The organism is Streptomyces sp. WMMB 714 (assembly GCF_900090125.1).
GTDB classification, from domain to species: domain Bacteria; phylum Actinomycetota; class Actinomycetes; order Streptomycetales; family Streptomycetaceae; genus Streptomyces; species Streptomyces daqingensis.
The window spans coordinates 239806-253475 of sequence record NZ_FMHJ01000006.1 but is presented as its reverse complement, the minus strand read 5'-3'; the positions used below and the strand labels follow the sequence as shown (position 1 = coordinate 253475).

General features: G+C 71.7%; 14 protein-coding genes. 7 read left to right on the top strand and 7 right to left on the bottom strand.

The features are described from left to right. Positions 1-110: 110 nt before the first annotated feature. Positions 111-344 (top strand): hypothetical protein, encoded by a 234-nt coding sequence (locus tag H181DRAFT_RS13180; RefSeq protein ID WP_139131702.1) that lies wholly within the window; start codon positions 111-113, stop codon positions 342-344. A 26-nt stretch (positions 345-370) separates the two neighbouring features. Continuing rightward, the gene (locus tag H181DRAFT_RS13175; protein WP_045864566.1) at positions 371-613 is read left to right on the top strand and encodes a hypothetical protein; all 243 of its coding nucleotides are present in this window, start codon (positions 371-373) and stop codon (positions 611-613) included. Between the two features lie 129 nt (positions 614-742). Here H181DRAFT_RS13175 and H181DRAFT_RS13170 read toward each other — a convergent pair whose 3' ends face one another. Then, entirely contained in the window at positions 743-1924 is a 1182-nt protein-coding gene (locus H181DRAFT_RS13170; RefSeq protein WP_045864565.1) for a zinc-dependent alcohol dehydrogenase, read from the bottom strand. 232 nt (positions 1925-2156) lie between these two features. Here H181DRAFT_RS13170 and H181DRAFT_RS13165 point away from each other — a divergent pair, with 232 nt between their 5' ends. Then, on the top strand, positions 2157-3704 hold the full coding sequence (locus H181DRAFT_RS13165) for an FAD-dependent oxidoreductase (RefSeq protein WP_045864564.1): 1548 nt from the start codon (positions 2157-2159) through the stop codon (positions 3702-3704). A gap of 205 nt (positions 3705-3909) precedes the next feature. Further along, on the top strand, positions 3910-5448 hold the full coding sequence (locus H181DRAFT_RS13160; RefSeq protein WP_052708575.1) for an LCP family protein: 1539 nt from the start codon (positions 3910-3912) through the stop codon (positions 5446-5448). 132 nt (positions 5449-5580) lie between these two features. Here the strand turns inward: H181DRAFT_RS13160 and H181DRAFT_RS13155 are convergent, their stop codons facing one another. The 4 genes from H181DRAFT_RS13155 to H181DRAFT_RS13140 all read right to left on the bottom strand — a co-directional run bounded on the left by H181DRAFT_RS13155 (position 5581) and on the right by H181DRAFT_RS13140 (position 9517). After that, positions 5581-7383 carry an acyl-CoA dehydrogenase gene (locus H181DRAFT_RS13155; RefSeq protein ID WP_045864563.1) on the bottom strand — a complete coding sequence of 601 codons (1803 nt, stop codon included), beginning with the start codon at positions 7381-7383 and terminating at the stop codon, positions 5581-5583. Between the two features lie 154 nt (positions 7384-7537). After that, complete coding sequence (locus H181DRAFT_RS13150) at positions 7538-8359, bottom strand: SAM-dependent methyltransferase (RefSeq protein ID WP_254666825.1); 822 nt, start codon at positions 8357-8359, stop codon at positions 7538-7540. Between the two features lie 46 nt (positions 8360-8405). Next, positions 8406-8642: a DUF397 domain-containing protein gene (locus H181DRAFT_RS13145; RefSeq protein WP_045864561.1), complete on the bottom strand. Its 237-nt coding sequence runs from the start codon at positions 8640-8642 to the stop codon at positions 8406-8408. Positions 8643-8659: 17 nt separating this feature from the next. Continuing rightward, positions 8660-9517 carry a helix-turn-helix domain-containing protein gene (locus tag H181DRAFT_RS13140; RefSeq protein ID WP_045864560.1) on the bottom strand — a complete coding sequence of 286 codons (858 nt, stop codon included), beginning with the start codon at positions 9515-9517 and terminating at the stop codon, positions 8660-8662. 211 nt (positions 9518-9728) lie between these two features. On the opposite strand from H181DRAFT_RS13140, the gene H181DRAFT_RS13135 reads away from it, so the two are divergent. Next, entirely contained in the window at positions 9729-10187 is a 459-nt protein-coding gene (locus H181DRAFT_RS13135; RefSeq protein WP_052708574.1) for an ATP-binding protein, read from the top strand. A 183-nt stretch (positions 10188-10370) separates the two neighbouring features. Beyond that, positions 10371-11186 carry an SAM-dependent methyltransferase gene (locus tag H181DRAFT_RS13130; RefSeq protein WP_045864559.1) on the top strand — a complete coding sequence of 272 codons (816 nt, stop codon included), beginning with the start codon at positions 10371-10373 and terminating at the stop codon, positions 11184-11186. 60 nt (positions 11187-11246) lie between these two features. Here the strand turns inward: H181DRAFT_RS13130 and H181DRAFT_RS13125 are convergent, their stop codons facing one another. Together H181DRAFT_RS13125 and H181DRAFT_RS13120 are read right to left on the bottom strand one after the other, a co-directional pair. Continuing rightward, the gene (locus tag H181DRAFT_RS13125) at positions 11247-12164 is read right to left on the bottom strand and encodes a helix-turn-helix domain-containing protein (RefSeq protein WP_045864558.1); all 918 of its coding nucleotides are present in this window, start codon (positions 12162-12164) and stop codon (positions 11247-11249) included. A gap of 202 nt (positions 12165-12366) precedes the next feature. Continuing rightward, on the bottom strand, positions 12367-12603 hold the full coding sequence (locus H181DRAFT_RS13120; RefSeq protein WP_045864779.1) for a DUF397 domain-containing protein: 237 nt from the start codon (positions 12601-12603) through the stop codon (positions 12367-12369). A gap of 211 nt (positions 12604-12814) precedes the next feature. On the opposite strand from H181DRAFT_RS13120, the gene H181DRAFT_RS28825 reads away from it, so the two are divergent. Then, entirely contained in the window at positions 12815-13018 is a 204-nt protein-coding gene (locus H181DRAFT_RS28825; protein ID WP_045864557.1) for a hypothetical protein, read from the top strand. Positions 13019-13670 lie beyond the last annotated feature (652 nt).

Below are 13670 nucleotides of genomic sequence, written 5' to 3'. Positions count from 1 at the left end.
GGCCGGGGCGCGGGCCGAACCCGGAGCGGGTCCGGCCCACGCCCCGCCCGGCCCCGCCCGGCCCCGGAATCGGGAGGCGCCCGGACTGCCCGGTCCGGACAATGGTGCGCATGGTCGTCTTCCGCTGCCGCCGCTGCCACAGCGAACTCACCGCGCCCGTACGGGAGGTGCCGTTGCCCGACCCGGACGACGCCCCGGCACCGTACGAGCTGCCGGCCGGCGAGGAGTGCCCGCCGCGGATGCTTCCCGGCAGTTTCGCCTACGATCCGGCGGACGCCGGGGAGCGGGTCGTCCCGCCGCGCCCCCCCCGGGAGGGGCGCCGGGCCTGCGGAACGCGGGTCTGAGCGGCGTCGTCCTGGCCCGTACCGACGTGCTGGGCACCGGACTCTCCCCGCTGCGCGGGCGGCGGAACGGCTGCTGCGGCCTGGACGGCTGCGACGGCCCGAACCTCGTGTGCCGCCGGTGCGGGGCCGAAGTCGCCACCGAGCGTTCGGACTGCTGGACTCCGCAGGAAGTCGTGCTCGTCCCCGCAGCCGTGGAGGCCGTCGACGCGAACAGGGGGACGCCGCACGGCGCTTCCGCTCCGGTCGCGGCGCCGGACCGTCAACTCTGAGGCGTGCAGCGGTGGTCGACGAGCTTTCTGGCCCGGCGACTCCACGTTCGCGGGCGGGGGTGGCGGGGAGGGGAGCGGGCCGGAGCCCGATCCCCCTCGCCGCCTTCGGCGAACCGGCTACGGCACGGGTTACGGCCGGAAGACCACCTTCACGGCGCCGTCCGCCTTCTTCTGGAACATCTCGTACGCCTCGGGCGCCTGCGACAGCGGCAGGTGGTGCGTCGCGAACTCGTCGACGCCCAGCACGTCCTCGTCCGTCAGCAGCGGCAGGATCTCCGGAACCCAGCGCTTGACGTTGGCCTGACCCATCCGGAGCTGCACCTGCTTGTCGAACAGGGTGAGCATCGGCAGCGGGTCCGCGGCGCCGCCGTACACGCCGGAGAGTGAGATCGTCCCGCCGCGCCGCACGATGTCGACGCAGTGCTGGAAGGCGGAGAGCCGGTCGACGCCTGCCTTGGCGATCGCCTTCTCGGCCAGCTTCCCCGGCAGCATGCCGCCGACGGTCTGCGCCACCTTTCCCGCGACGTTGCCGTGCGCCTCCATGCCCACGGCGTCGATCACGGCGTCGGCGCCCCGTCCGGACGTCAACTCCCGTACGGCTTCGCCGATGTCGTCGTGCTCGGTCACGTCGAGCACCTGCGCGCCGCGCGCCCTGACGCGCGCCAGCCGCTCGGGCACGAGATCGATGCCGATCACCTGGCGTGCGCCCTTCTCCATCGCGATGCGGCACGCCATGTCGCCGATGGGCCCGAGTCCGACCACTGCCAGCGTGCCGTCCTTCGGCACGTCCGCGTACTCCACGGCCTGCCAGGCGGTGGGCAGGACGTCGGACAGGAACAGGAAGCGGTCGTCGGCGGGCCCCTCGGGCACCTTGACGGGCCCGTACTGCGCCTGCGGCACCCGCAGGTACTCGGCCTGGGCTCCCGGCACGGCGCCGTAGAGCTTGGTGTAGCCGAAGAGCGGGGCGCCCATGTTCTGGTCGCGGACCTGCGTCGTCTCGCACTGGGTCTGAAGGCCCAGTCCGCACATGAAGCAGGAGCCGCAGGCGATCTGGAAGGGCACCACGACCCTGTCGCCGGGCTTGAGGTTCGTGACCTCGCTGCCGACCTCCTCCACGATGCCCATCGGCTCGTGCCCCACGATGTCGCCAGGCGTCATCAGCGGCGTCAGGACCTCGTAGAGGTGCAGGTCGGAGCCGCACAGGCCACTCGACGTGATCCGCAGGACCGCGTCCGTCGGTTCCTTGAGGGCGGGGTCGGGCACCTCCATGACCTGCACGTCCCGCTTCCCCTGCCAGACGACTGCCTTCATTCTCAGCACCTCCGTGGATGCGCGGTCGGAGGCGTTGGCGGGTACCCCCGCCCTCTCCCCGGACACGTGCGCACGCGCGGAAACCCACGGTGATCGGGAGTGAGCGCGGCGACGCTGGGAATCACAGCAAGGTCGAACAGTTCGACGGACCTTCGGGGGACGGCCTGCGCGCGCTCGCAGGCCGGTACGAGGCTGCCCGGCCGCGCGCCGGATGACCACATGAGGAGCAGCGGTGACCACTCTGCCCGTCGGTTACGAGTCCTACTGGATGCTGTCCGCCGGGGCGGCTCCCTATGCACCCCTCCCGGCCGGCAGTGAGATCGAGGTGGACGTCGCCGTGGTCGGCGGGGGAGTCGCCGGGCTCTCGGCGGCCTGGGAGCTGGCGCGCAGCGGCCGCAGTGTCGCCGTGCTGGAGTCGGACCGTATCGCCGCGGGCGTCACCGGCCACACGACGGGCAAGGTCTCGTCCCTGCACGGCCTCCTCTACGCGTACCTGCGCGACACCCGCGGCGCCGAGGGCGCGCGGCTCTACGCCGAGTCACAGCAGCAGGCCATCGAGCATCTCAGCGCGGTCGCCGAGGAGTTGGGGATCGACTGCGAGCTGGAGCGCGGTCCGGCGCACACCTTCGTGGAGTCCGAACACCACGCGGACGAAGTGCGGGCCGAGGCAGAGGCGGCGCGTGAGGCCGGCCTTCCCGCCACCTTCGTCACGCGGACGGGACTGCCCTTCCCGGTGTGCGCGGCCGTACGCGTGGAGGACCAGGCGCAGTTCCATCCGCGCAAGTACCTCCTCGCCCTGGCCGCGGACCTGCAGCGGTACGGCGGACGCGTCTACGAGCGCACCCGCGTCATGGGCCTGGACGCGGGTGAGCCGTGCCGTCTGTTCACCGAGAACGGGGCGGAGGTCCGTGCCCGGGACGTCGTCGTGGCCACCCATTACCCCGTGTTCGACAGGGCGTTGATGTTCTCCCGGCTGGAGCCGCGCCGCGAGCTGGTCGTCTCGGCCGTGCTCCCCGCGGAGCAGGACCCCGGCGGCAGCTACCTCACCCCGGAGCGCGGCACCCGCTCCGTGCGCACCGCCCCCTACCCCTTCGGCAGCGGGAAGCGCCTGCTGATCGTCACGGGCGAGAAGTTCACGCCGGGCACGAGCGGCCAGGGCTCGGTCGGCGCGGGCTACGAGCGGCTCGCCGCGTGGACGTACGAGCGCTTCCCGGACGCGCGGCTCGTGCACCGCTGGGCGACGCAGGACAACGACACCACCGACCGGGTGCCGTACATCGGACCGTTCCACCCCGCCGCCCAGCACACGTGGGTGGCGACCGGGTTCGGCGGCTGGGGCATGTCCGGCGGTGTCCTGTCGGGGCAGCTGCTCGCCGCGTACATCAACGGGGAACCGCTGCCGCCCTGGGCGAAGCTGTACGACCCGCGCAGGCTCAGCCCTCGTGAGGCACCGGCGATGCTGCGCTTCCAGTCGACGGTCGCGGGCCGTTTCGTCGGCGACCGGCTGCGCTCCTCCTACGTCGACTCCGTCGACGAGATCGCCCCGGGCGCGGGGGCGATCGTGCGGATCCGCGGGCGGCGCTGCGCGGTGCACCGCACGCCGGAGGGCGAGATCCGGGCCCTCTCGCCGCGGTGCACGCACCTGGGATGCCTGGTGCGCTTCAACGACGCCGAGGGTGCCTGGGAGTGCCCGTGCCACGGTTCGCGGTTCGACACTGAGGGCCGCGTCATCCAGGGCCCGGCGACCCGGCCGCTGGAGCCGCGTGACGATGTGGAGTGACGGTTCTCCCGGGTGCTCCGGCGGTGACCGGACGGCCGCCCGATGAGGGCGGCAGCGGGCGGCAGGGGGCGGCGGGACCGCGGCGCGAACGCGGCGTTCATCTGACTGAGTGAGCCCGGCCTCTGGCAGGACGGATGGGCCGGGCAGTCGCGAGCCCCGTGCCTAGCATGCGGAATCCCTCATTCCGCGGAGGTGTACAGGCCCGATGTCTTCCCTCTCCCGCAACCCCCGCCCCCGTCCGTCCCGCCCGTACCGAAGGGCTCGTCCGAGACCCGGCGCCCGCCCGGCCCCTGCCGGCGCCGGGCGCCTTCCGGCGAACTCCCGTCGCGCCGTCGCCCTCACCGGCGTCCTCTGCGCCGCCCTCACCTGCGGCGCGGCCCTGGCCCCGGACCCGGCCGGCGGCCGTGCCCCCGCGGACGGCGCCGAGGAGAAGGTGCGTGACGCCGTCTCCGGACTGCCGAAGGCGGGGCGGCCCGCAGACCGTCCCGGGACCAACATCCTGCTCGTCGGCCTCGACCGGCGGGACGGCATCGACAAGGCGACCCGGGACCGCCTGCACGTCAACGGCGAGCAGTGCGACTGCACCGACGTGATGATGCTGGTGCACATCTCCGCGGACAGGGAGCGCGTCAGCGTGGTGAGCATCCCCCGCGACTCCTACGTGCGCTTCGCCGCGCACCGCGACACCGGCAAGGGCTTCGGGAAGGTCAAGGGAGGTGCGACCCGCCACCTCGGCAAGATCAACAGCGCCTTCGCGCACGGCGGTCCGGCCCTGGCCGTCCGCACGGTGGAGGCCGCGACGGGAGTCCGCGTCGACCACTACGCGGAGACCGACTTCGTGGGCTTCGAGAAGGCGGTCGACCGGCTCGACGGTGCGAAGGTCTGCACGGACAAGCCGCTGCAGGACAAAAACTCCGGTCTGAAGCTCGGTGAGGGCACGCATGTCCTGGACGGCAACCGGACGCTGCGGTACGTGCGGGCCCGCCACCTCGACCCGCCCGGCGACGTGGCCCGCGTGCGCCGTCAGCAGCATGTGCTGGGCGAGCTGCTGCGCACGCTGGCCGGCGAGCGCTTCGCCGGCGACCCCGTGGAGCTGGTCCGCGCCGCCCACTCGCTGCGGAAGGCGGTCCGCACCGACAGCACCCTCACCATGCGACGGATCGTCGGCATCGCCCGCGGCATCCGCGGACTGGAGGCCGATCAGACAGAGTTCGCGACCGTCCCCATCGGCGATTTCGACCACAAGTCGCCCGTCTGGGGCTCCACGCTCCGCTGGGACGGCCCGCGTGCCCGGGCGCTCTTCGCCGACCTGGCCGCGGACCGGCCGATCACGGGGAACCCGGCGACCGGCCCGAAGCCGGGCAGCACCCCCGTCCCGTACGCGCCGGAGACGGTGAAGGTCCGGGTCGAGGGGAGCGGTAAGGCCGCCGCGCGCATGGCGCAGGACCTGCGGGACAACGGCTTCGCCGTGCAGGTGGCCGACGGTGGGAAGGGCGGCCCCCGCAAGGGCCGCACCGAGATCACCTACGACCCGTACTGGCAGCGCAAGGCGAGCACGGTCGCGGCGGCCCTGCCCGGGGCCGTGCTGCGGCCGGTACCGGTGCGCGGGGACAAGCACGACGAGGTGTTCACCGTGCGTCCGGGAACGGAGGGCGCGACCGTCGCCGACGTCGACTTCGACCGCAGCCATGTCGAGGGCGGGCCGGTGAACGGCGAGGAGCTGGACTGCGACGAGGACGACTGAACCGCGCCCGCCAAGACCCCGCCCGCACCATCCGCACGGCGGCACGGCGGCCCCGGCACCCCCGCTTCAGGGGCGCGCCGGGGCCGCCGTACGCGCGACGGGCACCGGGCCGCCGGCCGTGCCGGGCAGCGGTCAGAACCAGCCCGGGTCGGTCTCCAGCGTGGTGGTGTCGAGCGCTTCGAGCAGGTCGAACTGGGGCCCGGTGCGCGGCAGTTCGTGCCGGAAGAAGAAGCGTGCCGCCTGGCGCTTGCCCTGGAGGAACGCTTCGTCGCCGCCCTGGGCGGCGAGGTACTGCCCGAGCCATATCCACGCGACGACGGTGTGGCCGACCGCCTCCAGGTAGACGGTGGCGTTGGCCAGAGCGACGGACGGGTCGCCGGTGCCCCACAGCCGTGCCGTCACCTTCTCCGCCCGCTCCCACGACTCCCGTAGCGCGGTGGCGAGTTCGGCCGCCTCACCGCCCGCGGCCAGCGCGCGCTCGACGGTCGCGCCGATGGTCTCACCGAGCGCGACGAGCCCCGCCCCGCCGTCCATGACGGCCTTCCGGCCCAGCAGGTCCAGCGCCTGGATGCCGTGTGTGCCCTCGTGGATCGGGTTGAGGCGGTTGTCGCGGTAGTGCTGCTCGACGTCGTACTCGCGGGTGTACCCGTAGCCGCCGTGCACCTGGATGGCGAGGCTGTTGGCCTCCAGGCACCACTGCGAGGGCCAGCTCTTGGCGACGGGGGTCAGGACGTCCAGCAGCAGCCGCGCGTGCGCCCGCTCCTCCTCCCGCTCCGCCGTCTGCTGCTCGTCGACGAGCCGCGAGCAGTACAGCAGCAGGCCGAGCGCCCCTTCGACGTACGACTTCTGCGCGAGCAACATCCGCCGCACGTCGGCGTGTTCGATGATGGGGACCTGCGGCGCGGCGGCGTCCTTGGCCGCGACGGGGCGTCCCTGGGGCCGCTCGCGCGCGTACTGCAAGGACTTGAGGTACCCGGTGTAGCCGAGGGCCATGGCTCCCGCGCCGACGCCGATGCGCGCCCCGTTCATCATGTGGAACATGTACGCCAGGCCGCGGTGCGGTTCGCCCACGAGGTGACCCACCGCGCCCGCGCTCCCGCCCGGACTGTGCGCCCCCTCCCCGAAGTTGAGCAGGGCGTTGGTCGTACCGCGGTAGCCCATCTTGTGGTTGAGCCCCGCGGTGACGACGTCGTTGCGTTCGCCGACGGAACCGTCCGCGCCCACCAGGCGTTTGGGCACGACGAACAGCGACAGGCCCTTGACGCCGGGCGGGCCGCCGGGAATGCGGGCGAGCACCAAGTGGACGATGTTCTCCGCGAGTTCGTGGTCGCCCGCCGAGATCCACATCTTGCTGCCGAACAGCCGGTAGGTGCCGTCGGCCTGCTCCTCTGCGCGTGTCGCGACGTCCGCGAGGGACGAGCCCGCCTGCGGCTCCGAGAGGCACATGGTGCCGAAGAAGCGTCCCGCGAGCATCGGGCGCACGTAGGTGTCGATCTGCTCCTGCGTGCCGTGCTCGCACAGCAGCCGGGCGTTCCCGAGGGTGAGGAAGACGTAGGAGGACGTGCCGACGTTGGCGGCCTGGAACCAGCTGAAGCACGCGGTGGCGAGCAGCTGCGGCAGCTGCATGCCGCCCAGCTCCTCGTCCATGGGCGCGGCCAGCAGATCGGCCCTTGTGAAGGCGTCCAGCGCCTCCTTGGCCTCGGGGACGGTGTGGACCCTCTCGCCGTCGAAGCGCGGCTCCTCCTGGTCGTTCTTCTTGTTGTGCGGGGCGAAGTGGCGCGTGGCGATCTGCTCGCTGAGGTCGAGCACGGCGTCGAAGGTCTCGCGGGAGTGCTCGGCGAAGCGCGGCCTGCGGGTCAGCTCCTCCGCGTCGAGCCACTCGTAGAGGAGGAAGTCCAGATCGCGGCGGGAGAGGAGGAGCGAGGGTGTGGCCATGGCGAGGTCCGATCCCGGTCGGCGGCGTGACGGCTGTCTGTCTAAGCGCTTGCTTATCGTGCGTCCGCGCGCCCGTGCCTGTCAACGACGCACCCGTTGCCGGCCCGGCCCTGGGGCTCCTCGGAGGAGGCGGCCGGCCCGGACTCCCGTGCGCTCAGGGCTTCCTGGCGACGCCGACGTAACCGGGGATCTCCGTGTCGCCGAACCGCGGGGTCTCCGGGCCGGGCCGCCAGCGGTGCGGTACGACCAGGCCGGGCTCCAGCAGCTCCAGGCCGTCGAAGAAGCGGGCCACCTCGCTGCGCGTACGGGGCCGCAGCGGCGAGCCGCTGTCCGCGTACGCCTGCAGCGCGTTCGTGGCGCCCTCGACCCGTGCGGCGTCGACGAAGTCCGCGGTCGTGTGGGTGAGGACGAGGTAGCTGCCCGCGGGCAGGGCGCCCAGCAGGGTACGGACGATCTCGTGCGGACGGTGCTCGTCGCCGATGAAGTGGAAGACGGCGTTGACCGAGAGCGCGACAGGCCGTCCCAGATCGATGGTGTCGCTCAGCTCGGGCGCGTCCAGGATGCTCACCGGGTCCGTCACGTCGGCGTGGATGTACGCCGTGCCGCTCTCGGGCGCCCCGCGCAGCAGCTCGCGGCCGTGCCGGAGGACCTGCGGGTCGCTGTCGCTGTAGAGGACCTTCGCTTCGGGAGCCACCGACTGGGCGACCTGGTGCAGATTGGGCTCGGTGGGGATGCCGGAGCCGATGTCGAGGAACTGCCGCACGCCGCAGGGGCCCGCCAGCCAGCGCGTGGCGCGCGTCATGAAGTCGCGGTTCGCACGCGCGGCGGGCCAGACGACGGGCATCGCGGCGGCGACCTTCTCCGCGGCCCTGGCGTCGGCCTCGGAGTGGTGGTGGCCGCCCAGGTAGTAGTCGTACATCCGGGCGGGGTGCGCTCTGTCGGTCTCGATCTGGGGTGCCTGACCCTGTCCAGCCAACGGTGTCTCCGTTCCGGTTCCCATCGCTATCCCGGCCCTCCCGGGATCACATGAGCAGAAAGTCGGCCTCGCCGCGCTTCGCTCCCCGTATGAACGTGTCGATCTCGTCAGGGGCGTAGATGAGCGCCGGCCCGTCCGGGTCCGTGGACTGCCGCAGGGCGACCCGGCCGTCTGCCAGCTTCATCACCTCCAGGCAGTTGCCCCCGTTCGGGCCGCTCCAGGGCTTGTGCCAGCCCTCGCTGCCGAGTTCGCTGGCGGGCATGCCGTTGTAGATGCGGCTCATCGGTTGCGGCCCATGTGTCAGAACTCCTTGCGGATCTCACCGAGAAGAGTCTCGGTGCGCGTCGCGGGGGCGGCCTGCGCGCCCATACGGTCCAGTGCCTCCAGGTAGGCGGCGGTGTCCGGGCGCTGGTCGTGGTAGACGGCGCCGCTCAGGCTCTCGATGTAGACGATGTCGGGCAGTTCGGGGATGTCGAAGCGGAAGAGCTGGAACGGCCCGAACATGGCCGGGTGCGGCCCGGAGGTGAAGGGGAGGACCTGCACCGTCACGTTCGGCATGGCCGTCGCCTCGATGAGCCGGTCGATCTGGCCGCGCATGACGCCGGGTTCGCCGACGTGGCGGCGCACCACCTGCTCCTCCAGGACGACCCACAGGCGAGGCCCGTCCGGCCGCTGGAGCAGCTCCTGCCGCTGCATGCGCAGTGCGACGCGGCGGCTCAGCTCCTCCTCGCTCGCGTTGGGGAAGCCGGTGCTCAGCAGGGCCCGCGCGTACTCCGGCGTCTGGAGCAGCCCGGGCACGCAGTGGGGCTCGTAGGAGCGGATGAGGCTCGCCTCGCCCTCCAGGCTGACGTAGAGGCTGAACCAGGAGGGGAGGACATCGCGGAAGCCCTGCCACCAGCCGGGCCTGTTCGCCTCGTCCACCAGCGAGAGGAACGAGGTGATCTCCGCCTCGGGGACGCCGTAGGTCTTGAGCAGTTTCTCCACGTAGGGCGGCTTGAGGCCGACCTCGGCCTTCTCCATGCGACGGACCGTGGTCGAGTTGACACTCAGGGCGGCGGCGGCTTCCGCGAAGGAGCAGTCGGCTCTCTCCCGCAGGTCTCTCAGGCGCAGGCCGAGAACCATCTGACCCACTGTCGGTGCGGTGCGGCCGTCGGCCACGAAGCCTCCCCTCCACCGGACTTGTCGCGCTAGAAGTGTGCCATGCACTCGGTGTAGCGGCCACACTGCGCGGCCTATTCTGCAATTCGCAGACCGCCCCTTGCCAAGTGTTACCGGCGGGGAGCATAGTGAGGACGTGACCCAGCTCATGACGTACGGCGTGCTGCCTCTGCGCCCCCCCACCTCCAGAGGCTGACGGAAGGCTCGCACCGTGGCTCTCTCCCGTCCCGCCATACCCCTGCCGCCACACGCACGGGGCGGAGGCGTCGTCGACGTGCGCAGGGAGGGCTTCGAGCTGCCGGCGCACGCGACCGCTGTGGCCGAGGCACGCGAGAGGGTGTGGGGCCAGCTGTGCAGCTGGGGCGTCCCGGAGGACCTGGGGCGCACGGCGCAGCTGGTGGTCTCCGAGTTCTTCACCAACGCCGTGGTCCACACCGACAGTTGCCTCATCCGCTGCCGGCTCCAGGTGTGCTCCGAGCTGCTGCGCATAGAGGTCTGCGACGAGGGCGGGGACTGCGCGGAGGTCGTACCCCGCCAGGCCGCCGCTGAGGACGTCAACGGCCGGGGCCTGCAACTCGTCGGCGCCGTCGCCGAGCGGTGGGGAGTGCGTCCCGGCGCGCACGAGCAAGGGCGCGTGGTCTGGGCGGAGTTGAGCCTCACCGTACGCTGACGCGGCGTGCTCCTTCGCGGCGCGGTGCAGAGGCGCCCCTGTGCAGAGACGGCGCTGTTCTTGCGAATTTCCTTTCCCTACTGGGAAGTTGGGGCAATCCGTGCTTCGTCACCGTGCGATGCTTCGCCGTAACGAGACGTGCACGCTACGGGACGCGTGCGCAGCGGAAACGGTGAGGCACGCATGCGCGAAGAGGAAGCCGCAGCGGGGCGGGGAGTGGACGTCAACACCCCCAGTGTGGCGCGGATGTACGACTACTACCTCGGCGGCAAGGACAACTACGAGGTCGACCGGCAGGCCGTGGCCGAACTCGACAAGGTCGTGCCGAGCACGAGGCCGCTGGCCGTCAACAACCGCAGGTTCCTGCAGCGGGCCGTCCGCGTGCTGGCCCAGGAGTACGGCGTGCGGCAGTTCCTCGACCACGGCTCAGGACTGCCGACGCAGGACAACGTCCACCAGGTCGCCCAGCGCGTCGACCCCACAGCCCACGCGGTGTACGTCGACAACGACCCGATCGTGCTCGCCCACGGCCGTGCGCTGCTCCAGGAGGACGAGAGGACCACGGTCATCCAGGCGGACCTGCGGGACACGGACGCCGTCTTCGACCACCCCGACGTGAAACGCCTCATCGACCTCTCGCAGCCGGTGGGAGCCCTCTTCGTCTCGGTCATGCACTGCATCCCCGACTCCTCCGACCCGGCCGGCGTGCTGCGCCGCGTCATCGACAAGCTGCCCTCCGGCAGCTTCCTCGTGATCAACCAGCTCGTGAGCGAGGACAAGGCCACCCGGGACTTCGTCACCGACTTCATGGCGGAGACCACCGGCGACCGGTGGGGCCGGGTGCGCCAGGCGCACGAGGTCGAGCGCTACTTCGACGGGCTGGAGGTACTGGAGCCGGGCCTGGGCGAGATCAACGACTGGCGGCCGGACTCCGACCTCGGGCCGAAGCAGGCGACAGACGAGTGGTACGAGTTCGGGGGCGTCGCCCGCAAGCCCTGACCGCGGCGCGCATGCCGGGGCCGCCGCACGCGTGCGGCGGCCCCGGGTGGCGGCGCGGCGTCAGCGGCTCTCCCTCTTGTGCTTGCTCAGCAGGCGCTCGAGGAACTCGACCGTCATGGCGGGCGGTTCGGCCGTCGCGCAGAGGCGGTCCATGACCACCATGTAGTTCTCGACCTCTTCGCGCTTCTCCAAGTACAGGGAAGAGGTGAGCTGTTCCAGGTAGACGATGTCGGGCAGATCCGGCTCCTGGAAGCGGAGTATCGTCACCGGCCCGCCGGCGGCGGCGAGACCCCCGATGGCGAACGGCGCGATCTGCAGAGTGATGTCGGGCTGCTCGGCCGCCCAGAGGAGCCGCTCGATCTGCTCCCGCATCACCGCGGGACCTCCCAGCGGGCGTTGCAGCGCAGCCTCGTCCACGACCGCCCACAACTTGGGGCGGTGCGGCTTGGTGAGGATCGCCTGCCGGGCGGACCGCAGCCTCACGCGGCGTTCGATCTCCTCCGTCGAAGCCCGCGGATGGCCCAGGCGCATCACGGCGCGGGCGTAGTCCTCCGTCTGGAGCAGGCCCGGAATGAACTGCACTTCGTACATGCGGATCACGGATGCCGCTTCTTCCAGGCCGATCAGCCTGTCGAACCACGGCGACATCACGTCGCTGTACTTCTGCCACCAGCCCGGGGTGCCGGCCTGGCGCGCCAGCGCCAGGTACTCCTCGCGCTCCTGCTCGCCGGTGACCCCGTACAGCGACAGCAGGTCGGCGACGTCCCGCTCCTTGCATCCGACCCGGCCCAGCTCGAGCCGGCTGATCTTCGCGTGCGAGCCGCGGATGGCCTCCCCGGCCGCCTCACGGGTGATGCCACGCTGCTCACGCAGCCGGCGGAGCTGCGTTCCGAGCACGATGCGCAGAATCGTCGGTCCACCGCGGGGGTGGTCGAGGATCCGCCTCACTGACGAATCGTCTTCCTGCTGAGCTGGCATCAGGTCTGTCCTTGCTCCCGTGAGTGACGAGTCGGGCGCCCAGTGTCCCACTCTGTGAACTGGCCGTACAGTCATGCTCGTTGCACATACCCCTGCCATGTGCCACAGGCCGGCCGGCCCCCCGTATCGGCCCGTTCCGGTGCCGGACGCCTCCCGCTCCCACAGGCGGCGGGTGCCGCGGCTTGCGGCGCCCGTGGCGTCGTTACGCCCCGGGCAGCAGATCGTCGAAGTCGCCGTCCTTGGCTCCCTGTACGAACGCGGCCATCTCGGCCTGCGTGTAGATCAGCGCAGGGCCGGACGGATGGCGGGAGTTGCGTACGGCCACGCCGCCGTCGGGAAGGTTCGCGACCTCGACGCAGTTGCCGTTCGGGTTGCTGCGGCCGCTCTTTCGCCAGGTGACGTCCAGCCGACTGGCCTGGATGCCGTTGTCCGTGTGCATGAGTACCTCTCTGTCGCGCGGCGTCACGCGCCTGTTCCGGGGTGCCGGGCAGCACTGTCTCACAGCAGGACGTTCTTGCATCTGTAATTGCAGATGTACTTGCAGGGGTAAGTACAGATGGACGAGAATGGCCGTCACAGCGGTCCTGAGCCCCGAACGTGCCGTGGTGACAAGCGAGTTCGGCTCATCTGTCCCTCACCCTGGAGTGCCGGTGACCTCATACGGATTCGAACGACCCGCTACTGCCACGCCGGTTGACGAAGACGCAGCGATCGCCGAACTCGAACAGTGCGACTGGGACGACCCGTTGACCCGTCTGCTGTTGCTGCTGGAGATCGCCGACCGGCCCGCATGGCTGCGGGAGGTCGCGCGCAACTCGCACCGCGGAGCCGCCGCCCAGCGCCGCGCCGGCTGAACCCGGCCCCGGGCTCCCGCGAACGCGCCGGTCGACGACCAGGAGGCGCCGCCGGGTGTCCGCCGACGCGCTCCGCCGTCGACGCGCTGCCAGTTGTCCAGGGCGAGGACGCTCCGCACCGTCACGATCCGACCGGCGGCCAGCCGCGCCGCGACGGCGGACAGTTCGCCGTCCGCCGGATGTGCTTCGAGGGCGCCTGGGCCAGCGCGTCCTCGGAGCGTCCCGGTAGGCGTGCGTCCGCGCCACGAGGCTCGGTGTCCCGTACGGCAGCCGGTGGAAGGCGAGGACCTGCTCGTAGTCGCAGAGGCCCGTCACGGGGTCGCGGGCGTCCGGGCCGCGCGTGAAGTTCCGGCGCAGCGCGCCGAGCGGCGGCTCACCGGCGCCGCGGTCCCGTACGACGCGGGCGGCCTCCTCCTCGTGGCCGCCGAAGCGGTGGAGCGCCATGTGCTCCTTGGAGGGCAAGCAGCGGAAGAGCGTGGGCTCGGACACCTCTGCCGCTCCGAGATCTCCGAGACGGAGACCTTCTCGAAGCCGCGATCGCGGAAGAGCGCGACGGCGGTGTCGGAGAGCGTCCGGAGCGTGCGCTGCTTCTCGCGGGCGCCCAGGCCCTGTGCTTCGGCCATGACGGGAGCATGCCGAGATCGTGCAGCCG